The organism is Stieleria maiorica, from assembly GCF_008035925.1.
In the GTDB taxonomy this organism is placed as follows: domain Bacteria; phylum Planctomycetota; class Planctomycetia; order Pirellulales; family Pirellulaceae; genus Stieleria; species Stieleria maiorica.
This window is the reverse complement of sequence record NZ_CP036264.1, coordinates 2,044,165-2,070,466: the sequence shown is the minus strand read 5'-3', so window position 1 is coordinate 2,070,466 and position 26,302 is coordinate 2,044,165. Positions and strand designations below refer to the sequence as shown.

The following is a 26,302-nucleotide window of genomic DNA, read 5'->3' as shown; positions in this document are numbered from 1 at the left end:
AACCAACTTTCAGATCGCGTGGCGTTCCCGAAGAACCGCTACGGCTTGGGAGCCGCGGCGGCCATCACGGTCAGGTCTTCCTGTCCGACGCGGGCACAGAAATCGCCCAGCGATTCATTTTCGTTTCGATTGGCCTTGTATGCCGATGCGATGGCGACGATCTCGTCGACGATTTGGTCCGACGGGACCAGATCTTTGTAGAGGTACGCCAGTCGGTTGCCCAACCAGCCTCCGCCGGCGAACAGGCTGTAGCGGTCCTTGGCCTTTCCGACCAATGCCAAGTCGGCGTTGTACGGGCGGGCACAGCCGTTGGGGCAACCGGTCACGCGGATCGTGAAGCGTTCCTTGTCCAGACCGAGCTTGGCCAGCGGTGGTTCCAGGTCGTCGATCAAACTGGGCAGCCGTCGTTCGCTCTCGGTGATCGCCAGGCCACAGGTGGGCAGTGCGACGCAGGCCATCGACCAACGTCGAACCGTGCTGGTTTCTTCGGTGGTGCGGACGTTGTGCCGACGGATGATTTCGATCAACTTGTCTTTGTCGGCCGGATCGATGTCGGTCACGATGATGCTCTGGTGCCCGGTCATCCGCAACTCGGTGCCGAAGGTTCGGCACACTTCGCGCATCATCGCTTTGAGCTGACGGTGTTCGTTGTCATACAGACGCCCATTTTCGATGTTCAGTCCATAGGACCATTTGCCGTCGCCCTGGTCTTGCCAACCCATGTGGTCGTCAAAGCCGGTCACGTCATCGGGTTCGCAATCGGCAAGCGGGCCGCCGAACTGTTCTTCGACCGCGCGGCGGAATTTTTCGACGCCCCAATTGTCGACCAGATACTTCATCCGGGCGACCTTCCGGTCTTCGCGGTTGCCGTGATCGCGTTGGACCTTGATGACCGCCTTGGCGACTTCGATCGCTTGATCGGGCGTGCAGAACGCCATCCGTTTGGCCAGCGCGGGATAGGTCTTCTTGAGCGCGGGGGTGGTCCCCATGCCGCCGCCGACCAGCACGTTGTAGCCGATGATCTTGCCGTCGCGGACGATCGCCAAGAACCCCAGGTCTTGCGTGTAGATGTCGATGCAGTTGTCCTCGGGCAGGGCGATCCCGACCTTGAACTTTCGCGGCAGATAGGTTGGCCCGTACAGCGGTTCGACGATCGGGCCGCCGCCTTCGAGCGTTTTTTCACCGGTTTCCGGATCGGTCAGCCACAGCTCGTGGTAGGCCGGCGTTTGCGGCGCCAGGGCGGTGACCAATTCGTCGGTCAGCGTCAACATTTCCTGATGAACGCCGTCGGCCCGTTTGGCGGGGCAGCACATGATGTTTCGGTTGACATCGCCACAAGCGGCCAGCGTCGACAGTTCGATCTCGTTGATGCGATGGATCGTTTTGCGGAGGTCTTTCTTGAGCACCCCGTGCAACTGCAGCGTCTGCCGCGAAGTGATCTTCATCGTCGAATCACCGAGTTCGTCACACAGATCCAGCTGGGCGAGCATCTGCTCGCTGGTGATCCGCCCGGCGGGAATCCGACAGCGGACCATCATCGCGAACGCTTTACCGCCGCCGGCTTTCTTCAGCTCGGCCCGCTTGTCGCGGTCGTCTTGTTGATAGGTGCCATGGAATTTCAGCAACTGGATGTCGGATTTGCCGAAATGATCGGTGTCGGCGGCCATCTCCGTGTCGATGGTGCCTTTAAGGTACTCGCTCGCCTCTTTGATTTTTTCGACCGGGCTAAGCTTCGGCGCTTCGGTAGACATCGAGTCAAAAATCCTGTGTGATATCGTTTCGCCGGTCAGGGACCTGGCGACAGATGAACGGTGAATCTACGCGAACTATAACGATCAAACGCATTTCCCACTATGGTAAACCCATCGGCTATCGCCACCTGACAGAACAGGGGTGCGACGAGCTGACGCAACACGAGGCGAACATGACGGCAGTGATTTTGGATGGAAAGCAGGTCGCGGCGGAAATTCGCGCCGAGACGGCCAAGGAAGTCGCGGACTTTGTCGCCGGCGGCGCCCCGCCACCCTGCCTGACCGCCGTGTTGGTGGGCGAGGACCCCGCCAGCCAGGTCTATGTGCGAAATAAGGCCCGGGCCTGTGAAAAAGCCGGGATCGACGGCCGCACCCACCGTTTGCCCGCCGACGCCGGCCAAGACGAGCTGATGGCGCTGATCGCCGAACTGAACACCGACACCAACGTCAACGGCATCTTGGTCCAGCTGCCGCTGCCGACGACCGACGCCGTCCGGTATGACGAACGAGAAATCCTCGATGCCATCGATCCGCTCAAAGACGTCGACGCCTTTTCGCCGGTCAACGTCGGACTGTTGATGCAGGGTCGCCCGCGATTCTTGCCCTGCACCCCCCACGGAATCGTCCAGCTGCTCGGTCGTTCCAATTTGTCGGTGGCTGGAAAAAAGGTCTGCGTCGTCGGCCGCAGCGACATCGTCGGCAAACCGATGGCGATGATGTTGGCCCAAAAAACCGGGGCCTGTGGTCCCGAAGTCGCCAACGCCACCGTGACGCTGGCCCACAGTCGCACCGCAGACCTGGCGTCCGTTTGTCGCGACGCCGATTGCTTGATCGCCGCCGTCGGACGCCCCGAAATGATCACCGCTGACATGATCAAACCCGGCGCGATCGTGATCGACGTCGGCATCAACCGCGTCGGCGACAAACTGGTCGGCGACGTCGCGTTTGACCAGGCCAAAGAAGTCGCCTCGGCGATCACGCCGGTCCCCGGCGGCGTCGGACCGCTGACGATCGCCATGCTGCTGCACAACACCCTGGCCGCGGCAAAACTGCAAAGCGGACGTTAGTGCTCCAGTGGTCCGTCGCACCTTGGTTTTTGAGTAGCGGAACTCGCCAAGAGTTTCGCACCGCTGCGGCGCCGCAGCAGGAGGTGCCGAAAGCCTTGGCGGCTTCCGCGACGACACGAATTTCGTTCTCGCTATTGCGAAAAACGCGAGCCACCTATCCCACGCCCACATCCATTCTGGCCGCGACCGGCAGATGGTTCTTGCCGGTCCCGCGTGACGCCTTGACCCAACCCAGCGGCCGACCGCGGTGGCGCACCACGCACCAGCCCGTCTGCCCGCACGCGATCGGTTGTCCGCTCAGGTACTGCCGCGCCGTGGAGTCGTCGACCTCAATCGATTGCACTCCCCGCAACGCGCCGGAGCGGCGCAGCGACGCCTCGTGCGACGGTTTCCAGGTTTGACCGGTGCGATAGGCGAGTTCTGGGCCGGCGACGGAAATCGATTCCGCCCACGACGGCGCGTCCTCGGGCAGGCACCGAATGACCGCCCCGGCGACTTGAGAACGCTGTGGCGCGGTGCCAAACCAATCCCCCAGCTCGTCGGGCAACCGCTCCGGTTTCTCGCGACGCTTCCGTTTCTTTCCCGACGCCGGCTCGGCCGCGACCGCGGCGCCGATGTCTGATCGCAACGAGGCGGCAAAGCTGCCCGCACAACGATGCCGGTGCGGCCACAATCGATAGCTGCAACCGGAATCATCACTCGCATACTCGGCCAATCGATCGATCGGCTCGGGCGCCATGCCATCCTTGTCCAGCAGCCAACGCACTTGCGATTCGTTCTCCGCTTCGGCGAACGTGCAGGTGCTAAGTACCAGCCGACCGCCCGGACGCAGCAAGCCGATCGCCGCTGCCAGGATTCGTCGGGCCCGCAGCGCGCTGTGTTCAATTTGGGCCGGAGAAACCGCCGCCAGACTTTGCTTGCCGCGGCCCAAGAGCGCCTGGCCGCTGCAAGGAACATCGGCCAAGACCAAATCGAAGACGCCGCCGAGTCGCGTGTGCAGGACTTCGGGATCCAGGCTGGAGATCGCGTATCGGTCGATTCCGGTTCGCGCCAGGTTGTATGCCAGTGGCGCGATCCGAGACTTGATCGGTTCGTTGGCCAGCAGAAAACCATCGCCGATCGATTCCAACAGCGCGCTCGATTTACCGCCCGGTGCGGCACACAAGTCACAGATCAATCGGTTCCGTTCGGGCACCGCGTCGGCCTGGCAGGCGGCGAGGGCCAACATCGACCCGGCGTCCTGGATGAAATAATCACCGGCGGCATAGTCCAACGTCCGGCTGGGCCTGACATCCGGATCGGTGCACTGGTACCCGAGTGAATACCAGTCGACGGGGCGCACGGGAAGCGAGATGTCCGGTCGGTCGATCTCGCTGCGGTAACGCAATGCATTGCGATGACGCGATAGCAACGCCGCCGAAAATGCAGCAAACTCTTCGGCGGAGATCGCGACCGTGCCGAGCGCCGCGGCAAGCGAACGCCGAAGGTCCGCATCGGCTTCACTCGCGCCATCGGAGTCATCGAGGGTTCCCTCAAGCGCGCTCACGGCGTCTTGCGTCCCAAATAATTCAGTGCCGAAACCGCCAACGAGAGCACACAGGCCAACAGCAGCGGCGAGGTGAACGTAAACATGATGAACGCCCGATGTGCCAAGCGTCCGACGTCTTCACCACGCTCACCCGCTTCGCCATAAAACAACACACCCAATTCCTCGCGGATCGCCGGCACTCGCGATGCATAAAACAACGCCGCCGAGATAAAAGCAAACACGACCATCATCAACAGCATCAACGACAAACTGATTTGAATCTTAGGGCCGTGCTTGGCCTTCGCCATTTGCTCTTCGGGCGTCCCCGCCCCTGATGCGGAGGACGGTGAAGGCCCTGGCGGCATTCCTGCGGGACTCATCATTGCAGTGCCTCCTTCGGCAATTCAGGCAACGGCTCTTTGGGTGCCGGCGGAGGTGTCCAAAGGTCCTCCGGCTCTTGGCCGCCCGCGTCGCTGCGAAGCAACAGATAAACTCCCCCGAGTAGACCAAACGCCAGCGTGAGCTGCCAGGCAATCACGAGGGTCGCGATGATTTCCAGGGCGGCGTTCAGTTGCAACGGGTCCGGCGCGATCAGCAAAACGAGTCCCAGGGACGCCAGCGACGCCGCCCAGCCGACGCCGCCCAAAAGCACGCCGGCGACGAACACCATCGCCCCAGAAAGCAGCAGATACCAAACCAGCGACAATGGCCGCCGGACGAATGCCTCATAGCCTCGGCTGATTGAATCGATCGGGTCCGAATCCGGTTCACAAACCATCGCCGCAAGCGCCAGCGGCACCGCGAACAACGCCCCAAAACCCAGGATCCCCAGCGGGATGACCGCGATGCCGATCGTCCAGCCCGTCATCTGCGAGATCCACGGAACGTCGGCCAAAAAACTCGGCACACGGATCACGAACACGGCGGCAGCCGACGCCAGCACACACAACAACGGGATGATCGGAACCAGGAACGACTTCCACAGCCGCGATCGAACCAGTCGCATGACTTCTCCGGCACGCGGCATCGACTGGCCGGCGGCCAGCACCGCGCCGCCACGGCAAACGAATTGAATCACCGGTGTCCAGAGCACCCACATCGCAACGACCAGCGTGGTCCCCAGCAGTGGGCCGGTCGCGTTCCACATCGCCGCAATCAGCTCCACGTGCGATTGCAACTCCCAAAACGGCGCCGGCGCGACGCGTCCGGCGACCGCAGACGAGACCAGGACACGTGTCACCAGACAGGCGGCGAACACCAATCCGACATGGCTGGGCGACGCCATGATTCGCGGGATTCGGGCCAAACGCACCCAGGATGCCACGTCCACCCAGGAACGCATCCGAGAAAACATCCCCGATTCGAATTCATAGCCGGCGTGAATCTCACTCTTGTTCAAGCCTGGGCTCCGCGTCGACACAGTTCATCTTGGACCACTCCCTCCGGTATTGGCGTGCAGTATCACGCAAGCGGTAGTGATCATGCAAGATGCGAGGTCGCGGGGCTTGCCAGAGCGTCGAAAACGCCCGCAACCGAAATCCTGACGAAGCGAGTGGTCTGCCGCAGCTTCGTTCTTGATCGGGCTGCACAGTCGCCGTCCTCTCCGAGGTCGGCGGGGGCAAAGCTTTGCTTTTTCGCGCCCGCCGAGTTCGGAGAACACGGCGACTAGTGGGGGCGCCGAGTTCGGAGAACACGGCGACTCTTCGAACGCATCGTCAAGTGCGCGAAACGGGGGTCAGGCCGCGATCTTCGCCGGTTGGCTCTCGGCCGTTTTGCCCCGATCGCGTGATCGCCGCCACAGCGCCTTGATCTCGGCGGTCAAACTGTTGGCGACCGTTTTGTGATAGGGCGAGTCGGCCGGCAAGCCTTCGATCAGCCGGCGATGGGCTTTGCCCAAGTTGTGGTACGGCAAACGTGGGAACAGGTGGTGCAGCGCGTGGTAACGCGTCCCGATCGGCCCCCACAGTTCGCTGATCCATGGGGCATGCGGATAGTTGACCGAGTCGAGCAACTGTTCCTCAAACGTCATCTCCGCCCCGTCACCGGTCCAGCGGTGCGCCCCCAAGGTCCGGATCTCGTTCAACGTCAGCAATCCGATCGCGACGCTGTACGCGACGATCCACAACGGATCGAACCACTCCCCCGTGACGATCTTGTGACGAAAGATCAAACCGGCTCCGACCAGGAAACAAAAGAATTCTTGCACCACGACGACACGCGTCTCGGACTTCGACGCGTCTTCTCGTTCGTAAAACGGATCCACCACCATCGTCGAAGCGTGACGATGGACCAATTTTCGTGCCCCGGGGATCAACCAACAAACCGGGCTCAACACGACAAATCGAAACAGCCCCAAGAACGGAATGATCAACGCTTGGCCGATGAAGCCCACGATCATCCATGGGCTGTGATGGCTTAGCGACAAGTATTCCCCGTCATGCTCGGTCCCGTAATGCTTGCGGCGATGGTGGTCCATGTGCGGGTAATACAAGAATGACGGGACGAACAGCGGAATCCCGCACAGCAGATTCCAAACGAATCGGAATCCGTTGAACCCTTCTTTGGGCAGATGCACCAATTCGTGGATGAACATGACCGAGCGCATGAACAACAGCACCGTCGCCAAATACGACACGATGACGGCGGGAATCACCCAAGGCTCCGGCCAAAACAATCGCGGCACGTGCAGCGTGGCGTGCAAGGCGATGAACCCGCCGATGATCGACAACAGAAAGTCCGTCCAGTAGATCCGCGGATTCGGCTTCGTCAGATCTCCGATCAAGCTGCGTGCTTCGGCGAACGAAAACTGGCCTTGGCCGCCGGGTTTCCGCGGCCCGGTTTGGGCACCGCGTTTGGGGTCGGGTTGGGTGTCGCGGGCAAGCTTGGCTGGGCTATCAACGGACATCGCTGCAGTGATCGTGAAGTGGGTCGCGGTGGTGGTCCGGCACGTCGACGGGCACGAGATCGGGCACATCGCCGCTGCTGGACAGAATCCTCGTATTGTTTCTATCGTCCTTGGATGGCGGCAAAATTTGGTTGACCGCCCTCGTAAACCTTCAGTTTAAATACGACCTTACAGCCTTGCCCGCAAATTCCCCAAAGTTGTCCATGTCACCATTGTCGCAGCCTGAGAGTCCATGACAGATCCATCCCACCGTGACAATAACGCGCGCCGCATCGTGGTGATCGGGGCCGGGGCCGCCGGATTGGTCGCCGCCGCGGAGGCTTCGATGCGGGGGGCGGCGGTCTACCTGTTGGAGAAAAACAGCAAGGCGGGGGTCAAAATCTTGATGTCCGGCGGAACACGCTGCAACATCACCCAAGACACCGACGCACGGGGGATCGTCAGCGCCTTCGGCAAAGCCGGTCGCTTTTTGCAAAAGTCCGTCGGCGCGTTCGGGCCCGCCGACGTGGTGGCAATGTTTCATCAGCAAGGTGTCGACACCAAGGTGGAATCGACCGGAAAGATCTTTCCCAAATCCGATCGAGCCGTTCACGTCCGCGACGCACTCCAGCAACGTGCCGTCCAATCCGGTGTCAAACTGCACCTCCGCTGTGCCGTCAGCGGAATCGAGAAAACGCCGGGCGGTTGGACGGTGCAAACCGACTCCCAAGCGATCCATTGCGACCGACTGATCGTCACCGCCGGCGGAAAAAGTTGGCCGGGTTGTGGCACGACCGGAGATGCCTATGCATGGTTGCACCAACTCGGACACACGATCGTTCGCACCCGCCCCGCACTCGTTCCCCTGGTCGGTGGTTACCACTGGACGCACGCCCTGTCGGGGCTAACACTCGACGACTGCGTCGCCTCGGTCTATCGACGCGGCGACTGGGAATCCAAACCGCCGTCCAAACGCAAACCGCTGGTCAGCCGACGCAGCAGTTGGCTATTCACCCATCTGGGATTCTCCGGACCGGCGGCGATGGATGTCAGCGGCACGATCACGGGGGCCGACTCATTCGATGACGTCACGTTAGCGGTTGACCTGGTGCCCGCTCTGTCGATCCAACAAATCGAACAGGCGCTCACCGACCGCAGCAGCGGCGGACGACGGACGACCACCGCGGTGATTACCGATTGGCTACCCGCTCGACTGGCCGAATCCATCGTCCACAGCGTCAATGCCGACGGCCCGATCGCCGAACTCTCCCGCGGCAAACTTCAAGCACTGGTCGCCGCACTCAAGACCGCAACATTTCCGATCGAAGGCACACGGGGGTTCGCCAAAGCCGAGGTGACCGCAGGCGGCGTGAAGCTGTCCGAAGTCGACCCGCGGACGATGGCCAGTCGAAAAGCGCCGGGGCTGTACATCGCCGGGGAGGTCTTGGATGTCGACGGCTGGATCGGTGGCTACAACTTCCAAGCCGCCTTCAGCACCGGTCGGGCCGCCGGTATCGCCGCCAACTCGTCCGAGTAGGTGAGAAGTTGGACAGGCTTCCGGCCTGCCATCATTCTGCCCCGCATCATTCTGGTATTCCTCTCCCGGCCGCGACCGACGCGACAGGACACCGTCGCCGCGTCGAGGGCGAAGAAGGTTTTGGAGGTCGGAAGATTGGCTCCATCGAAGAGAAGCAGAAATTCACCATTTTCTTACCAAAAAAATCTTCTTGCCTAGTTCCCGCGAAAGCGTAGCCGATTGTGCGCATCGGTTGATGTCGGTGATGCTTTCCAGCACAACCGCCCATGATCATTGGTGGTCGATCGCAGAATCGATGTGGGCGAGATCGATCCCACGGGTGACCGGGAACACACTTCCGCCTTATCGCGTTTCGCAATGCCGCTACACTGTCAGCAATCGACTTTGGAACCCCGGCACGACAACGAGAGTCTTTCGCGTGAATCGAATCCTAATCGTCGTATTGCTGGTGCTGACCGCCTGCTTCGCCCGGCGGGGACTCGCCCAGTCCCCATCGCAACCATCCTTGACGGACCGGTTACTGGCCGCAGGCAGCGACTCGCTGGCGGACCAAGCACGCGAGCGAGGCGATGGGGTCCGCGGAGCCATTTTGTTTTCCACTCAGACGCTCGCATGTACCAAGTGCCACGCCCAGGCCGCTGAGGATTTACTCGGCCCGGATCTGAATCAGGCCATCGCGAAGCTGAAGGACCAGGAGATTGTGGAGGCGATTTTGCAACCCTCCAAAGTGATCTCCAAAGGATTCGAATCGGTCAAGATCTTAACGCTCAGCGGTCGCGTCGTGACCGGACGGATCGTTCGCCGAGACGACGAAACCATCCTCTTGCGAGAACTGTCCGATGCCAACCGTTTGATCGAGATCCCGACCGACGACATCGAGCGACTCGCCAACGACACCGTCTCGGCAATGCCGACCAAGTTGGCCGACCAACTGGCCGATCGGCAACAGTTCCTGGATCTAGTGAAGTACCTGATGGACATCGCCCAAGCCGGCGCGATGCCGAAGGTCGCGGGAACGATCAACGTTGCAACTGGGACGCTTGAGCCGCGGATTTATGGCAAAGTCTTATTGGACCAATTCGGTTGCGTTAACTGCCATCATAACGACACCGACGAAACGACACGGCAAAGATTGATGCCAGCCAAGCAAGCGCCGCTGCTGACTTCGGCGGCGTCGCGGATCGATCCCGGATACATCCGTCGCTTCATCGCCGACCCGCACACGATCAAGCCCGGAACGAGCATGCCCAATGTGATGGGGCATCTCTCCGGCGACGATCGCGATGCGGCGTCGACCGCGATCACCCACTACCTGGTGTCGCTGGCTGGGGCCCCATTTCATCGCGACGATGTTGATGCGGAATCGGCGACCCGCGGACACGAACTGTTTCATTCGGTCGGATGCGTCGCGTGCCATTCACCACGCGACGAACACGGAACGGAATCGATGCCGGAAAACTCGGTCGCACTGGGCGATCTGAGCCAAAAGTACAGCGTCGCCGGACTGTCAACGTTCCTTGAACACCCACACTCGGTACGACCCTCGGGACGGATGCCCGACATGAAACTGACACACTGGGAAGCGATCGACCTGGCAAACTACTTGTCCGTGGGTGTCGATTCCCAGCTCGAATCGTCGCCGATGCAGGCCGATCCCTCGTTGATCGATCACGGCCGCAACTGGTTTGCAAAACTCGGCTGCGTCGAATGTCATGTCGCCAAAGACGCTGTGCAATCGAACCAGCACCGGCAGCTTGCCACGCACTCTCCCGCTCTGTCGCAGTTGGACACCGAACGGGGATGTCTCTCGACAGGCTTCGGCAATTGGCCGCGATACGAGTTGGACGACAACCAGCGTGACGCGATCCGTGTTGCACTTGCAGCCGCCGACACAGCACTCGGCGACCGAGACCAGATCGTGTTGACGATGGAATCGTTTCGTTGTTATCGCTGCCACCGACGCGATGATTTGGGAGGCGTATCGGACCAGCGTGATCCCTTCTTTCATACCACCAACGAAAACCTGGGGCCACAAGGACGAATTCCGCCGTCGTTGACCGGGGTGGGGGGCAAGCTGCGGTCGAAATGGATGCGTGACGTATTGGTGGGGGGGCGATCCATTCGCCCCTACGTCAAAACCAGAATGCCCCAGTACGGTGCCGACAACGTCGCGCATCTGATCGAACTCTTTGCTGCGGTCGATCCCAAGCCTTCGGTCAAGATCACCGAGACGCCGGATCCCAAGGAGGCTCGAAAGACCGGGCATGAATTGGTCGGTCGCAGCGGATTGAACTGCATCGCATGTCACACCTTTCAACAGAAACCCGCCCAGACCATGCCTGCAGTCGACTTGACGGAAATGGCACAGCGGCTGCACAAAGAATGGTTCTTCCAATACATGGTCTCGCCACAATTGCTTAGCCCCGGGACAGTGATGCCGTCGTTTTGGCCGGGCGGAAAAGCGATTCGAAAAGAGGTCCTGGACGGGGACCCCAACCTTCAAGTCGGCGCGATCTGGGAATACCTGCTTGAAGGGCGACAGGCTAGAACACCGCAAGGGTTGCAATTGGAACCGATCGAATTGTTGGCCGATCAAGACCGCGCGGTGATGCTGCGACGAAGTTATCGTGACATCGGTAAACGCGGGATCGGGGTCGGTTATCCCGGTGGACTTAACTTGGCCTATGACGCCGAACAGATGCGTCTGGCGATGATCTGGAAGGGCAAGTTTGCCGATCCGGGCGGCGTCTGGCGCAGCCAGGGACACGGGACCGTGCGTCCGCTCGGAACCGACCTGATCGCTTTCTCCGCGGGCCCAGACCTGGACGATGCCCGGCAGCCGTGGATCGTCGACCAGGGCCGACCGCCGCATCACCGATTCACCGGCTATTTCCTGGACGACATCGGCCGTCCCACGTGGACCTATCGCTACGGCGAAATCGAAATCGAAGACTACGCGATCGATGGGAATGACTCCGACGCCGACCAACCGCTGTTGAAACGAAGTGTCACGTTGAACTCGCAACGCCCAAGAGACAATCTGGTCTTTCGCGTCGCATCGGGCAAACGCATCCGAGCAATCGACGAGCACTCCTTTCTGGTCGGACAATCCCTGAGGGTTCGCATCGATCCACAACACCAAGCCCAGATCGTCGACGCCGGATCGGAAAAGCGATTGGTCGTGCCGCTATCGCTTCCGACCGGCCGCACGACGCTGGAGGTCGAGTACCGATGGTAGGCGAGTGGGAGGGGGTAAAAAAATGATGAAATGCACCCCCCATCCGATTCAGCTAATTTTCCTACCTCCAAAATCTTCCTACCTTTTCACCCCGCATGAAACGGAAACTGAAGGCAAATGCGTCTGTCAACCTCGCTCTTGATCATCCTCACCTCTGTCCTCTGCGCGGCGACCTCGCTGCCCGCCCAAACCCTCGGCGAATACTGGGATACGGCGGAGGAAGAAGCGAAGTACTACAAGATCGTCGAGATCCCGATGCCCGAGGACGCCGCGATCGAAGCGGGAAGCTTTGAAGTCCTGCCCGACGATCGACTGGCCATCGGAACCCGGCGCGGTGACATCTTGTTGGTCGAGGGGGCGTTCGATCGATTCCCACAGCCGACGTACAAGCGGTTTGCCAGCGGGTTGGACGAAGTGATGGGGATGTCGTTCAAAGACGGGGCGTTTTACATCACCCAGCAAACCGAAGTCACAAAGATCACCGACGAAGACGACGACGGGCTGGCGGACCACTTCCGAACGCTCAGCGATGCGTGGGGTTTTCGCAATTATCACGAGTTCGCGTTCGGATCCAAACTCGATCCCGAAGGCAACATCTGGGTCGCGCTGTGTCTGTCCAAATCCTATCAGTCCGATGAACCGTTTCGGGGTTGGTGCGTGAAGGTCACGCCGGATGGGAACACGATCCCCATTTGCAGCGGCATCCGCAGCCCCGGTGGGATCGGCCCCAACGAACACGGCGTGATGTTTTACGCCGAAAGCCAAGGACCGTGGAACGGATCATGCAGCCTGAAAGTCCTTCAGCCGGGCGGCTTCATGGGGCATCCGGCAAGCTTCCGATGGTACGACTTGGCGGAGAATCTGGAAAAGCCAAGCGTCGAACCGAACACAAGGTCGCGGCTGCTGACCGAGCGGAAACGCGTCAAAGAATTGGTGCCGTACGCCGTCGTGTTTCCCTACATCAAGATGGGGCGATCGATCTCGGGCTTCATGGTCGATCGCACCGGCGGAAGATTTGGGCCGTTTGAAAACCAGATCTTTGTCGGCGACTTCAGCCTGAGCGTGATGATGCGGGCGACGACCGAAAAGATCAACGGGGTCTGGCAAGGCGCCTGTTATCCGTTTCGCGAAGGCCTGGCGACCGGATTATTGGCCTGTCAATTCACACCCCGCGGCGATCTGATCGTCGGCGGAACCAATCGCGGCTGGCCGGTGCGGGGACCACGCGAGTTCGCGATCCAACGATTGGACTGGACCGGAATCGTCCCCTTCGAAATCAAACAGATCAACGCGCTGCCCGACGGCTTTCGCGTCACGTTCACCGAACCGGTCGATCCGACCACCGCATCCCAAACCGACTCCTACCGGCTGTCCACGTTTACCCATGTTTATCAACAAGGCTACGGCAGCCCCGAAGTCGATCAAACAACCCCGGCCGTCACCGATGCGATCGTCTCCCCCGACGGCCTGAGTGTCCAGCTGAAGATTGACGGATTGGTCCAAGGGCACGTCCATGAATTCGACCTTGCCCCGATCCGTTCCGCCGAAGGTGGTAAGCTGGTCCACGTCAACGCGTACTACACGCTCAACGAGATCCCCTAACGGCCTGTTGATTTACGAGTGCCACGGCGCGAGCAAGAGGAGCAGCAGATCCACTCGCTCGCGCTTCGGGCTGGAATCAAAAGCGATTGATTCCATTGGCGGTGAAGCATCCTTCGCTCCCGCCCCCATCATTCTGCCCCCCATCATTCTGCCTTCCATTATTCTGCCTTCCTTCTGTCCCATCGTTTTGCCCCCATCGTTTTGCCCCGTCCCTACCATCCACCATCCACCCGACGCCCGGATTGAAATCCCCAAGGACCGGCCGACATGCACGCAAGCGAATTGAACTGCAGCGAGCAAACGTGGACGCTGGGGCATCACGATCGTTTCGTGCGGTCCTGGCTGGCACCCGATTCCCCATCGTCATCACTTCAACGCGAAATCGTCATGGGAGTGGTTCATGGTCTGGGAGATCACTCGGGGCGGTTTGATGAGACGGGACGCTGGTTCGCCAGTCGCGGAGTCCACGTCTATGCCTACGACCAGTGTGGACACGGCAAGACTCCCGGCCGGCGGATGCTGATCCCAAGCTATGAATCGCTGTTGCAGGACATCGACTCATTCTTGAGCCGGCTGAGAGAGTTGCATCGGGATGCATCGGTCGGTTTTTTGGGTCCCAGCATGGGCGGCAACCTTGTGTTGAATCATCAGCTGCGCGGTTACTCCCCGATGGATTGGGTGGTCGCAGCCTCTCCGATGTTGCGAGCGGTCAACCCGCCCGGCCCGATCCGCCTGGCGCTGCTTCGGTTGTTATCGCACCTGACTCCGGATCGTCTGTTGGACAAACCGGTCGATCCGGCGGATATCAGTCGCGATCCCGAGAAGCAACGCGAGTTTCTGGACGACCCGCTCGTGCAACAGCAGGTCAGCTTGCGACTGGGGCGGGATTTGATCGACTCGGGACGCTGGGCGATCGAGCATGCCACGGCGCTTTCGACGCCGACGTTGGTGCCGCACGGGGATGCCGACGTGATCACCTGCCACCGGGCGTCGGTTGAATTCGTGGAAAACTCCCACGGCCGCGCGAGCATGCAAATCTGGCCCGATGGGGCGCACGACCTGCACCAAGACATCCAGCGTGAAGCCTACTTGCAGAGTCTCTTGGACTGGATCAATGCTCAGGTGGCCGACCGATAAGCCGAGTAGTCTACCGCAACTCAATTTGCGAACCGGGCGATTCGTTCGGAGGGTCGCCGTGTTCTCCGAACTCGGCGTGCCCGCAAAAGCGAAGCTTTGCCCCGCGCCGACTGCGGAGAGGACGGCGACTGTCCAGCCCAATCGAAAACGAAACTGCGGTCGACGACGAGTACTTTGCCAAAGCCAAACCGTCAGGTTACGGTGCACGCCGTTGAACGTGCCATTTCGCTGCAAACACTGGATCAATCTGATGAAAACAATCCCACTGACTGCCAGTTTCCTATTGATCGTGCTGTCGACATTCGCCGTCGCCCAAGAGACCTCCGAGAACGATGACACCGCGTCAATGCGATGGCTACAGAAATTCAACGGCAGGTGGCGGACGGTGTCCCGATCGCCGGACAAAACCGTCACGCACACCGGATCGATGACGTCGCGTTCGATCGGCAACCGCTGGGTGGTCAACGAGTTCCAGACAAACATGGGTGGCTTCCAGTGTCACGCCCTCCAGACGCTCGGCGTCGATTCAAAACGAAACGTTTTTATCGCGACCTGGGTGGACAACGCACTTGACTATCGATGGAACTACGAAGGCGAACTCGACCAAGAGAAATCGCAGCTGACCTTTGTCGCCGAAGGCCCCAGCATGACCGACAAAGGGGCAACCGCTCGCTATCGAGATCTCTATGAATTCCGCAACGAAGACAGGATCGTCACGACGTCCCAGATCCGCGGCGGCGACGGCAACTGGAAAACATTCATGTCGGGTGAACTGATTCGCGTGAAGGATTCGCAGTCGACCGGAAAACCGAATGTCGCGACGCTGTTGATGTTCCAAGGAAATGCGGAGCAGGCGATAAACTACTACACCCGGACGATCCCCAACAGCGAGATCGAAACGGTAACGAAGTACGTCGAGGGTGAAAACGGAAAGGCCGGGACGATCAAACATGCCACGTTTCGCGTCGCCGGAGCTAAGCTGATTTGCATCGACAGTCCCGTCGAACACGAATTCGACTTCACTCCGTCGATCTCGCTGTTTATCGATTGCGAAAGCGAAACGCAAGTAAAATCGGTCTTCGAGAAACTGTCCCGGGGCGGCAAGGTTCTGATGCCGCTGGACGACTACGGTTTCAGCACGCGATTCGGATGGCTGACCGATCAATTCGGCGTGTCCTGGCAGATTAATTTCGGTGAATTGAAGTGAACTTAGCGGGGAGTGACGTGTGAATGAATAGACAAATCAACCAATCTCGCCCCGCAGTAGACACCGCGTCTGTTTTTGATTAGGTTAATGATTCGTCGCCACGACGTGACCGGCTGTCGTGGCCCACGGTATCTAGCAGTCTATCGGGGAGAGAGCATGCTGATGTTTCGCACGTTGGGTGTTGTTCTGATGATCGGCAGCGCATGGGGCTCCATCACTGTGGCGCAAGATCCGACGCCTCCGGGCAAGGAAACGACCGAACGCAGCGAGCGATTGTTTCAGCGATTCGACCAGACCGCCAAGGAATTGGAGTTTCAGTCGCAAGCCGGCGAGATCTATCAGTGGCAACAGACACCGCTGTTTCGTTTCAGTTCCGAAGGCAACGTATTTGGCAGCGTCTTCGTTTGGATGACGCCCAAGAAACACTTGGCGTTGATCGGGACCATCGGATCGATCCCCATCAATCAGCGGGACTATGAATTTGTCGAATTGCATCTGCTTCAGCCGACGCCGATCGTTCCGATGACGATCGGCAATGCGCCGCGGAAACGCTGGACGCCGGAGGTGGATCAGCTGGAATTGAAGCCCGTGCCGTCGGCGCCGTCGGTCGCGACCGACGGTGGGAAACGGCTGGTGCAAATGCGCGGGATCGCGCGACAATTCAAAGCGGAAATGATCCACAACAGCCAGACCAATCATCTGCGATTGCTGCCCCAGCCGCTGTTTCGATACGACGATTCAACCGCGGAATTTGACGGCGCCCTGTTCGCGTTCGTCTGGGACAATGGGACCGATCCGGAATTGTTGCTGCGGTTGGATGTCCAGCAACGCGACGGAAACAGCGTGTGGATGTTTCAGGCCGTCCGATTCACGTGGCGGCAACTGCGACTGTCCCACAAAGGAGAAACCGTTTGGCAGGCAGACGAATTCCTGAATCGCGACACCGCCGAACAACGCACGCCGTATTTGACCGGTCTGACCGGGGTAATTGCCGAGTAGTGCGATCACTCGCGCCGAGGCGTCGCGGCGACCAGGGCCAAGACTTCGTTCATGTTCATCGGTTTGGTCAGACAGCCGTCCATGCCGGCGTCCAGGCAAGCGTCCTGTTCCTCTTTCATCGCGTTTCCCGAGAGTGCCATGATGGGCCATCGCGGCCAACCGTTGTCCTGCTCGCGTTTGCGTATTCGGCGGGTGGCTTCCAATCCGTCCAGTTCCGGCATTTGCACGTCCATCAGGATCAGATCAAACGCGTCGGCGTCCGTCAGTGCGTCCAGCGCCACTTGGCCGTTTTCTGCGATCGTAACGTCGTGTCCTTCTTGTTCGAGGATTGACCGAGCAACGGCTTGATTAACGATGCTGTCTTCGGCCACAAGGATGCGTCGCGACTGGACTTGCTGTTGGCGAGTGGAGGCTTGGGGAGGACTCCAGTTGGCCAACGCGACCGCCAACGCACGAAACAGTGTTCCGCGTCGCAGCGGCTTTGGCAGCACGACCGAAAACAATTCCGCCTCCGCCGCCGAGTGACCTTCTTCGCTACCGATCGCCGATGAAGCAAGAATCAGCGCGATCTCCTTGCCGTACCGCTGCTCGCGAATCCAGCGTGCCAGTTGCCAGCCATCCGTCCCCGGCATCATGGCGTCGACGATCATCCCGTCGTGGTCGTGCAAACAATCCGGATCGCGTTGCACGCGTTGTTTGACATCATCTGCGCCGGTCGCCGCGTCGACAACGATCCCAAAACCTTCCAGTAACCCCTTGGCCACGCGACGATTGATCGCGTTGTCATCGACCAGCAACACGCGTTTTCCGACCAGCGAGTCCTTGGGCGGTTCGGATTGATGAATCGATGCGCCCACATCGATCTTATCCGTCGGCGGGATCGGCAATGTGGCGGTGAAGGTTGTGCCACTGCCGACTTCGCTTTCCAGCGTCAACGTGCCCCCCATGCGTTCCACCAACCGCCGACAGATTACCAGTCCCAACCCCGTCCCACCATACTTGCGCGTTGTCCCAGAATCAGCCTGGACAAACGGCTGAAACAATCGCTTTTGTGCTTCCGGGGAGATCCCGATTCCGGTGTCCTTGACCTCCAAACAGATTTGTTCCGGTGATTCCAGGTCCGGTCGAGCAACGACAACGATCCGGCCGTTCTCGGTGAACTTGATCGCGTTGGTGACCAAATTCGTCAACACCTGGCGGATCCGCGTCGGGTCCCCGGAACGGATATCGGGCATCTTCAGATCGATATCCAACTCGATTTCCATGCCGCGTTCGTGAGCCTTGGGCGACAGCAACTGGAGCGTCTCGCTGACCAGGTCGTGGAACGAAAAACCGATGTTTTCCAGTTCCACCTTGCCGGCATTAATCTTTGAAAAATCCAGGATGTCGTTGATGATCCTGAGCAAGGATTCGCCGGACGAGAGGATGATCGCAAGCTGCTCGGATTGGGTGGCTGAAAGTGGGCCATCGCCCAGCAACTGCGCCATCCCGAGGATGCCGTTCATCGGTGTGCGGATTTCGTGGCTCATCGCCGCCAGGAAATCGGATTTCGCTTCGTTGGCCGCTTCGGCCGCATCGCGGGCCTTTTCCAATTCCACCTGTTTTGCGTTCAGTTCTTCGATCAGCTTTTCCTGGATCTCCTTTTCCCTTCTGAGCGTTGCGTGCAGATCCACAACGGTGGGAAACGCTTCGAGTGCCTGGTGGATGATTCGGCCGCGAAGCAGGGTATCGACCCCGAACCACGGTTCGGGGTCGATCATTTCGGGGAATTGCCAAACGATGTCAAACTCACCGCGCTCCGTTGCCCGGCCCACCATGGCTCGCTTACGAACATGTCGGTTGCGGCGTAGTTCCATCACGCCGCAAGGGCCATTGACCAGGATGAAACTGTGGTTTTCCAGATCGGCGGGGTCAAAGCTTTCCATTTGTTCGACCATCGCTTTCCAGAGGTACACTTGCGTGTAGGCGTTTGCCATCGGCGATGACACCGGGCACTCGTATCCCATGTGCTCCCGCATCCGCGGTAAAAAATGCTGGTTGATCTCACTCACACATGTCGAAAAATAGTCCCAGCAGGCATAGTGGCCGACCGCTTCGGGGACGGCGGCCAGTTCGGTTTCGGAAAAGCTGAACGAGAGGACCGGCAATTCGTCCGGTCCCGGACCTCGCTGGGAAAGCATCCGAAAAAAATCAGCGTTGGCCGCGCCATTGATCGTGTTGTAGATCACGTCGGGTTTAGCGGCCAGAATCTCTTCGATCACTGGGGCAACGTCATAATCTTCCAGCGGCACGTAACATTCCTTCACAACGCGGCCCCCGCGTTTTTCCAGAATGCCGTGCATCAGCGTGTTCGCGGTCCGCGGATACACGTAATCGGACCCGACGATGGCCGCGTCGCGCCATCCGCGATCCATCGCCCAATCGACGGCCGGCTCGATTTGTTGGTTCAGCGTGCTGCCGGTGTAGATCACGTTCTCGCTTTCTTCCAGCCCCTCGTACTGAAGTGGATAAAACAGCAATCCGTTTCGCCGCGAGAGAATCGGCAGCAGCGCTTTTCGAGAAGCGGACGTCCAACACCCAAAGATCACTCGGATCTGATCGTCTTCCAAAAATCGTCTGGCCTGCTCGGCGAAGGTTTCGGCATCGGAGGCGCCGTCACGGACCCGAGCGACGATCTTGCGCCCCAGTATGCCGCCGGAAGCGTTGATTTCGTCGATCGCCAATTTGGTCGCTTCGGCCACGAGCGACTCTCCGCCGGCAAGGACACCGCTAAGCGAATGGAGAATCCCGACGGAATACGGTGCGGCTGAATCGGGAGCGACCACGGCAAGCCTTTTCGCATGACGACTTTTCTATCCCGATTGCTATTCTATTCGATCGGCGGGCCAACATGTTGTCGTCACAGCTGCGAACGTTTCCGTCTCGCTGAGACGACGTCGCGATGGGACCGATTGGACGTATGCGACCCATCAGTTCGATGTGTCCTCTCGGTCCCATCGCACGACGATTGCCTCAGCAAGCAACCGCTTCTTATTCCCGCGACCCTTGGGCTTCATCGTGACGTTTGAATTTTCCCTCGGCGAGTTTCCTTCGATAGTCACTGAGCGATCCGACAGCGAGATAACCCAGCGCCAGCACGATGGGGATATTGGACCAGAGCATGGCGCCGGTGCCGAGATCCATCAGCTTCACCATTTCGTCGGCGTTCTCGATCCAATTGGCGGCGTAAACCGCACCGGCCAAGAACACGAATTTAAAAGGCAACACACTTTGCCGGCCCAGCAGGTAGATCATCCCTTGTTCGCCGTAGTAGCTCCAAGAAATCATCGATGAAATTGCGAACAGCCACGCGGCGAGCGGTACCAACCAGCCGCCGAGCCCCGGGAATTCGCGGTCGAAAGCAAATGCGGTCAGCTCGGCACCGGCATAGTCGCGATAAACGGCGGCCGACACGATCGTGATCTCACCGAGCCTGCCATCCCAATCGCGCGGATCGACCGAGAGCGGTTCCCATGTGATGGAAGGTTCTTGGCCGTGGGTGATCTCGCCAAAAAACTTCACCCGCGAGCTTCCCGTTTCGCGCTGATTCGCATCGCCCGCATCGCCGACGACAAAGAATCGGTCGCCGACAGCCCACGCCCCCGATTCGTCCGTCGGCAGATCCTCCGGCTCCGCGGCCGAGTCAACCGAAAACGTGACGACCGTGTCTTCCCCGCGTTGAGCGGTCTTTTCGACGGAAAGCGGTTTCGCGCACTCGCCGATCGGTTCACGATTCCATGTGCCGGTGCACAGGATGACCAAACCTGTCAGCGTACAAATGCAAAGCGTGTCGATGAACGGTCCGAGGCCGCCGACGATTCCTTCACGCGCCGCTTCGCTGGTCTTTGCGGCCGCGTGGGCGATCGGCGCGGATCCCAGGCCGGCTTCGTTGGAGAAAAACGCCCGCTTCATCCCTTGGATGAATCCCCATCCGGCCGTACCGCCGACGAACGCCCCGACCGCTTCGGTCGGCTGGAACGCGGATCGGATGACGGTCATCAAAAGTGACGGGATGTCCGTGACGTGAATCGCCAAGACGACGAACGCAGAAACCAAGTACATCAGGCACATCACAGGGACCAGTGTCCCAGCGACGCTACCGATCCGTTTGATGCCCCCGACGATCACCAGGCCCACGATCAGGGCCATGGCAATGCCGGTGGAAAGTTTTGGGACGCCAAAGTGTCGCTCAGTCAATTCGGCAACACTCCACGCCTGGAACATGTTTCCGTTGGTGAACGTGGCGATGACAAGGGTGATGCAAAAGAAGACGCCGCACGTTCGGCCGATGACTTTCCAGATTCCCCCCTTGCTGCCCAGCACTTGCTCGACGACCCACATCGCGCCGCCTGACGGATTTTCCGGATCGTCCGTCTTTCGATACAGCATCGCGAGTGTGATTTCGACGGCTTTCAGCGCCATCCCGATCACACCGACGACCCACATCCAAAAAAGAGCGCCGGGGCCGCCCGTGCCCACCGCGAGCGCGACGCCTCCGATGTTTCCCAAGCCGACCGTCGCCGAAAGCGCTGCCGAAAGCGCTTGGAAGTGATTGATCGCCCCCGGGTCACTCGGGTTGTCATAGCGGCCGCGAATCACATCCACACCATGTGTCACCACGGTCCACTGAATGAACCGGGTCCAGACGGTGAACAGGACGCCCGCGGCGAGCAACGCATACGGAGTCCAAGGCCCCCAAAGGATCTCGTTGACCGGATCGAGAAACTCGAAGGAACTTAACAGCAGGCTGTCCGTCATGGCTTCATCCCTTCGTTCCCCTGTCCATCACCCCCTCCCGCACAGCGATCGGCTGACCAGACAATTGACGGCTTGTTGATTGAATCGTTTTCGATTGGTTAGCGATCGAGATAGCTTACACGAATCGAGAGAGCATCATGAAAACGCTGGTAGGAAGATTTTTTGGGGTAAGACAATGAGGGAGAAACCCGAGTCGACGCAGAAGTCTTTTTCTTACCTCCAAAACCTTCCTACCCCTTTCGCATGCCCCACCTGCCAAGAAATGGCAAAACAATGGGGGCAAAACAATTTCAGTTGGCGATCGGCCTGCCCCCATCGCCCTGCCCCCATCGCCCTGCCCCCATCGTTCTGCCCCCATCGTTCTGCCCCCATCGTTCTGCCCCCATCGTTCTGCCCCCATCGTTCTGCCCCCATCGTTTTGACCCTTTACGTCATCCCGATCCTGCCGATCTTGTCGTTGGCATCAATTCAAAGTCAATTGGTGCTGTCAAGTGAATCCGCCCGGGGCGAAATACCAACTCTTCAATACAGCAAACGAATCCTATGAAATCTGACGGCACCCCTTCCAACGCATTGCCTCCGCGAGATGCCCACAAGCGAGGATTGCACCGGACCATGACCCTGGGCGGGGCGTATGCGACTCGCAACCACACGATCAAGCACCTTCAAGACTTGAAGGGGAAAACGGTTCTTACCGAGACGATGCCCTTCACGACCCGCGAGGCGGCGGCGGCGGAAGAGGCCGGGATCGATACGCTGAAAGTCAAGTTTGATCCAGCGAATCCGGCCGACGCCGTTGCGATCCGAAATGCGGCGCCGAACACCTTCATGACGTTCTGTATCGGGCTGACCAAGATCACCACCGCGGCCGAAGCGGTCCGTGCCGGCTATGACGCGATGGAACTGGGCGCCGATGGGATCATGTGCCAATGGGGACCGGATTTCATTCGAGCCGTTTCGGACGCGGGGATCCCCGTGGAAGCGCACGCCGGTCTGGTGCCGCGGTTGAGCACCTGGACGGGAGGCCTGAGGGCGGTCGGCAAGACCATTGAACAGGCGCTCTGGGTTTTCCAGCAGATACGCTCGTTCGAAGAAGCAGGCGCATGGGCGGTCGAAGTCGAAGTCGTTCCGGCCGAGTTGCTCGCGGAAATCTCCACCCGCACGCGTCTGGTGACCTCGTCGATCGGCGCCGGCAGCGGTGGCGACATTCAATTCATGTTCGCCGAAGACATCTTGGGAAATCACGCCCCTCCCTTTCCACGACACACCAAACAGTATCGAAACCTGTACAAGATGGAGCAGGAGATCCAGGCCGAGCGCGTGGGAGGGTTTCGGGACTACATCGACGATGTCAAAAACGGAAGGTTTCCCGGCCCCCAGCACATCGTCAAAGCCCCCGAAGGATTGATCGACCAGTTTCTCACCGCAGTGGATCGCGATCGATCGGACCAATAGAACCGAGGGGACCTCAAAGTCCCATGTGTCCTATTGCACGACTGTTGCCCCGGCGAACAGAGTGCGTGGAAAAAAGGTGCCGACACGAGTGGCACTTGCACGAGTGTCGGTATTGGGTTTTCGCCGCCCGCTGTCACTGCTACGCAGCGACCGGGAATCGCCTAAAGGCTAAACACCAACGGTTGCATCGACCGTTGCGTCGGACGAAGTCGCTTTCCGCCACGGCGGTCAATTTCACTGCCGCGCCGCGACACTGCTGCGTGGTGCTCCGAGTTGGGCGACGGCCGAATCGCCGGGCATGCCCCACTTGGCGGCGATGGCTTGCAGATCGGGCGGCGCAGCGCCGTTGCTCTGGGCAAAGTAGTGACTTTCGAAGGCGGTGATGTCGTCGGCTTTCTGGGATGCTGTGAATGAACGTAGAGCATGGGCCTGCAATGCGGTGGCATAGAATTGTGCGGCGAACATGGGGCACGATGCAGCCGCATTTTTATAAATGATAGACGCTCAAGCATCCAAGATCCGTTCGGACCGCAAGCTGTTCTTTGACAAATCGCAACCCTGATTTTTTGGCGAGATGTTCGAGCTTAAATGTGGCAAGTGCTTTCGACTTGTCCAAGTCGAACAGGAACAGTTGGTCCCATGAACTTAATGCAAACCAGCGTCGATAAAGGGGTCAGGCCTCTTTGATGAGTCTTTGGGGCTCGTCTGAGACCGCTGAAAAGAGGCCTGACCCCTTTGTTTCGAAGCAGCGTCGGGGGATTGACGGCTAGGCACTAGCGATTCAGCCCGTTCCGTTCATCCATGACGCAAGCCGTGCTATTGGGGTGAGGTGTCCATCGGGAGAGTGCGCTCGCCGAGTGCGTTGTCGAAGTCTAAGATGGCCGCCGGGTCATCGGCGATCATTTTGATCCGCGCCAAGTTCGTTCGGGCCGTTTTCTCTTCTTCCACTTGCTCGGTCACGAACCATTGCAGTTCGACCAGCGAGGCGAACGCCTTCTGTTCCATCGCCATGTGAAACAACTCGTCGATGCGTTTGGTGTTTTCCTGTTCCTGATGCAATGCGGACTCGAAGATCTCGACGATCGAAGCGAAGGTTTCACGCGGGGCTTCCAGCGGCGACAATCGGACTTCGACGTCTCGATCCAACAGGAATTCGTAGATCTTCATCGCGTGGGTGTACTCTTCCTGAGCCTGCGCCCGAAGCCAGCCCGCACAGCCGGAAAGCTGCTCGCGAGAACACCAGGCGCTCATCGCCAAGTAGGAATACCAGGAGGCAAATTCCGAGGCGATTTGCCCATTCAAAGCGTCGTTGATTTGTTGATTTGGCATTGGAGGCCTTTCGTCTGGAGGAGAGAATCGCAGTCGCCAGACCTCGGTTTTCGCAGCGCCGAACGGTTCTGTCGAGTCCCAGTTCCGATGGCCCAGTTCGGTTTCCGATGGCCCAGTTCGGTTGGCCCCCCGGTGCGATGTGCCGGGGACGCGGGGACGCGACAGAACCGATACCGATCGCTGGGCGGAGCAACCCGGCGATGCTACAGCGCCAGCGGCTGCCAGTCGGGGATTCCCTTTTCAGCCAATTGCTTTTCGTAACGCACTTCTTGGGGCTGACGCTCCGCATAGGCGGCGTCTTCGTTGACCATCAGCGGCAGCGTGTCGGCCCACCACTGGTCATAGGCCTTCCGCAACGTCGCGATCACGTCGGGGTGATCGGAGGCGACGTCGACCGCTTCGTAGGGATCGGCCGAAATGTCGTAGAGTTCTTTGTTGTTGACAAATCGCCAGCGTTGGGTGCGGACGGCACAGTCGGCGAACTTGCTGTTGTTCGGATCGTCGCCCTTTTCCCAGCGGCCTTTGTGGACGAACAGTTTGCGGTCTTCCCAGTTGGCTTGTGGATTCTCCAACAACGGAATCAATGACCGTCCGTCGATCGCTTGGACGTCCTCCGGGATCGTGATGCCGGCGAGCGCGCAGAACGTCTTGTACAAATCGAGGTGAGCAGTTAACGCGGGGATGTCGACGCCTTCGCCCAGTTTTCCCTTCCATCGCCAGAACGCCGGCACATGGGTTCCGCCCTCGTACGGCGAACCCTTTCCGGTTTTAAACCCGGCGGTGAACACCTTTTCGGTCTTGCCGTTTTTCTTTGCCGTGCGTCCGGCCTGGCCGTTGTCGGTCATGAAAATCACCAACGTGTCCTCCCACAACTCCCACTCGTCCAGCTTGTCCATCAGGATGCCGAAGTTGTCATCGATGTTCTCGATCATCCCGTAGCGGCCTTGCAGGTTCCCGTCCCAGCCCAGATCCCGAAACCGCTTTTTGTACTTTTCCGGTGCGATCATCGGGCCGTGCGGCGCATTGGTGGTGATGTAGGCGAAAAACGGGGTGTCGGATTCGTGTTGTTGTTTGATGAAACCGAGTGCGGCTTGAAAGAACACGTCGGTGCAGAATCCTTTGGTTTGAACAATCGTGTCGTTGTGCAAGATCACGTTGTCAAAGTACCTGCCGTCGCGGGTTCGGTTGGGGGGAAAGTCGGCACAGCTGCCGGGATAGGCTTGGCCGATTCCGCCGGCACCATGGATAAACACTTCGCTAAAGCCGCGGTTGTAGGGCTGGTAAGCATCTTCATCACCGAGGTGCCATTTGCCGAAGATGCCTGTCGCGTAGCCCGATGCGTGCAACAATTGCGGAAACGTCGTCGTGGACAACGCCATCCGCTCGCGTTCCTTGATCGTGTGTGTCACACCGTTTCGGAATTCATGACGGCCGCTGAAAATTGCTGACCGCGTGGGGGCGCAGGTCGGGCTGACATGGAAATCCGTGAACCGCGTCGAGATCGAATGGAATCGATCCAGATTGGGCGTCCGCAGAAGCTGGTTGCCCATGCACGACAGGTCTCCCATCCCCTGGTCATCGGTCATCACCAGAATGATGTTCGGCCGCGAACCGGTCAGCGATTCCGCGGGCAATGATTCTGCGGACAACCGGGACGCGAGGGGGCAAAGGACCACAAGACCTAGGAGAGCTACGGCAACGCGAAACTTCATCGATTGATCTTTTGGGAAGGCGACGGAATCTTGGAGTTGGCAAGCATTGTACCCATGGA

Annotated in this window: 18 protein-coding genes; 8 read left to right on the top strand and 10 right to left on the bottom strand. The window is 59.4% G+C overall.

What is annotated here, in order from left to right; genetic code table 11:
• Positions 1 to 38: 38 nt before the first annotated feature.
• Entirely contained in the window at positions 39 to 1,751 is a 1,713-nt protein-coding gene (locus Mal15_RS07000) for an NADPH-dependent assimilatory sulfite reductase hemoprotein subunit (RefSeq protein WP_147867104.1), read from the bottom strand.
• Between the two features lie 173 nt (positions 1,752 to 1,924).
• On the opposite strand from Mal15_RS07000, the gene folD reads away from it, so the two are divergent.
• Positions 1,925 to 2,818: a bifunctional methylenetetrahydrofolate dehydrogenase/methenyltetrahydrofolate cyclohydrolase FolD gene (gene folD, locus Mal15_RS06995; RefSeq protein WP_147871882.1), complete on the top strand. Its 894-nt coding sequence runs from the start codon at positions 1,925 to 1,927 to the stop codon at positions 2,816 to 2,818.
• A 154-nt stretch (positions 2,819 to 2,972) separates the two neighbouring features.
• Here folD and Mal15_RS06990 read toward each other — a convergent pair whose 3' ends face one another.
• From Mal15_RS06990 to Mal15_RS06975, 4 genes are all read right to left on the bottom strand, one after another.
• On the bottom strand, positions 2,973 to 4,364 hold the full coding sequence (locus tag Mal15_RS06990) for a methyltransferase RsmF C-terminal domain-like protein (protein ID WP_147867103.1): 1,392 nt from the start codon (positions 4,362 to 4,364) through the stop codon (positions 2,973 to 2,975).
• Entirely contained in the window at positions 4,361 to 4,729 is a 369-nt protein-coding gene (locus tag Mal15_RS06985) for a hypothetical protein (protein WP_147867102.1), read from the bottom strand. Before Mal15_RS06985 ends, Mal15_RS06990 begins: the two co-directional genes overlap by 4 nt.
• Positions 4,726 to 5,745, bottom strand: a complete 1,020-nt coding sequence (locus tag Mal15_RS06980; protein WP_147867101.1) for a hypothetical protein — start codon at positions 5,743 to 5,745, stop codon at positions 4,726 to 4,728. Before Mal15_RS06980 ends, Mal15_RS06985 begins: the two co-directional genes overlap by 4 nt.
• A gap of 336 nt (positions 5,746 to 6,081) precedes the next feature.
• Positions 6,082 to 7,251, bottom strand: coding sequence for a fatty acid desaturase family protein (locus Mal15_RS06975; protein WP_147867100.1), 1,170 nt, complete (start codon positions 7,249 to 7,251; stop codon positions 6,082 to 6,084).
• A 232-nt stretch (positions 7,252 to 7,483) separates the two neighbouring features.
• Between Mal15_RS06975 and Mal15_RS06970 the strand changes: the two genes are divergently transcribed.
• The 6 genes from Mal15_RS06970 (at position 7,484) to Mal15_RS06945 (ending at position 16,950) form a co-directional block, all read left to right on the top strand.
• A complete protein-coding gene (locus tag Mal15_RS06970; RefSeq protein WP_147867099.1) occupies positions 7,484 to 8,767 on the top strand; it encodes a BaiN/RdsA family NAD(P)/FAD-dependent oxidoreductase in 1,284 nt (427 codons plus the stop codon).
• A 418-nt stretch (positions 8,768 to 9,185) separates the two neighbouring features.
• Positions 9,186 to 12,005 carry a hypothetical protein gene (locus tag Mal15_RS06965; RefSeq protein WP_147867098.1) on the top strand — a complete coding sequence of 940 codons (2,820 nt, stop codon included), beginning with the start codon at positions 9,186 to 9,188 and terminating at the stop codon, positions 12,003 to 12,005.
• A gap of 117 nt (positions 12,006 to 12,122) precedes the next feature.
• On the top strand, positions 12,123 to 13,607 hold the full coding sequence (locus Mal15_RS06960) for a DUF7133 domain-containing protein (protein ID WP_147867097.1): 1,485 nt from the start codon (positions 12,123 to 12,125) through the stop codon (positions 13,605 to 13,607).
• Positions 13,608 to 13,874: 267 nt separating this feature from the next.
• Complete coding sequence (locus Mal15_RS06955; RefSeq protein WP_147867096.1) at positions 13,875 to 14,744, top strand: alpha/beta fold hydrolase; 870 nt, start codon at positions 13,875 to 13,877, stop codon at positions 14,742 to 14,744.
• Between the two features lie 250 nt (positions 14,745 to 14,994).
• Entirely contained in the window at positions 14,995 to 15,951 is a 957-nt protein-coding gene (locus Mal15_RS33950; RefSeq protein ID WP_167546662.1) for a DUF1579 family protein, read from the top strand.
• 162 nt (positions 15,952 to 16,113) lie between these two features.
• Positions 16,114 to 16,950 carry a hypothetical protein gene (locus tag Mal15_RS06945; protein WP_147867095.1) on the top strand — a complete coding sequence of 279 codons (837 nt, stop codon included), beginning with the start codon at positions 16,114 to 16,116 and terminating at the stop codon, positions 16,948 to 16,950.
• A 5-nt stretch (positions 16,951 to 16,955) separates the two neighbouring features.
• Here the strand turns inward: Mal15_RS06945 and Mal15_RS06940 are convergent, their stop codons facing one another.
• The gene (locus Mal15_RS06940) at positions 16,956 to 19,775 is read right to left on the bottom strand and encodes a transporter substrate-binding protein (RefSeq protein WP_147867094.1); all 2,820 of its coding nucleotides are present in this window, start codon (positions 19,773 to 19,775) and stop codon (positions 16,956 to 16,958) included.
• 205 nt (positions 19,776 to 19,980) lie between these two features.
• Positions 19,981 to 21,747, bottom strand: coding sequence for an alanine/glycine:cation symporter family protein (locus tag Mal15_RS06935; protein ID WP_147867093.1), 1,767 nt, complete (start codon positions 21,745 to 21,747; stop codon positions 19,981 to 19,983).
• A 543-nt stretch (positions 21,748 to 22,290) separates the two neighbouring features.
• On the opposite strand from Mal15_RS06935, the gene Mal15_RS06930 reads away from it, so the two are divergent.
• Entirely contained in the window at positions 22,291 to 23,202 is a 912-nt protein-coding gene (locus Mal15_RS06930; protein ID WP_199773813.1) for a 3-methyl-2-oxobutanoate hydroxymethyltransferase, read from the top strand.
• Positions 23,203 to 23,436: 234 nt separating this feature from the next.
• Here Mal15_RS06930 and Mal15_RS06925 read toward each other — a convergent pair whose 3' ends face one another.
• From Mal15_RS06925 to Mal15_RS06915, 3 genes are all read right to left on the bottom strand, one after another.
• On the bottom strand, positions 23,437 to 23,667 hold the full coding sequence (locus Mal15_RS06925) for a hypothetical protein (protein ID WP_147867092.1): 231 nt from the start codon (positions 23,665 to 23,667) through the stop codon (positions 23,437 to 23,439).
• A 351-nt stretch (positions 23,668 to 24,018) separates the two neighbouring features.
• Positions 24,019 to 24,531, bottom strand: a complete 513-nt coding sequence (locus Mal15_RS06920; protein ID WP_147867091.1) for a ferritin — start codon at positions 24,529 to 24,531, stop codon at positions 24,019 to 24,021.
• A 203-nt stretch (positions 24,532 to 24,734) separates the two neighbouring features.
• Positions 24,735 to 26,180, bottom strand: coding sequence for an arylsulfatase (locus Mal15_RS06915; RefSeq protein ID WP_315854290.1), 1,446 nt, complete (start codon positions 26,178 to 26,180; stop codon positions 24,735 to 24,737).
• Between the last annotated feature and the right edge of the window lie 122 nt (positions 26,181 to 26,302).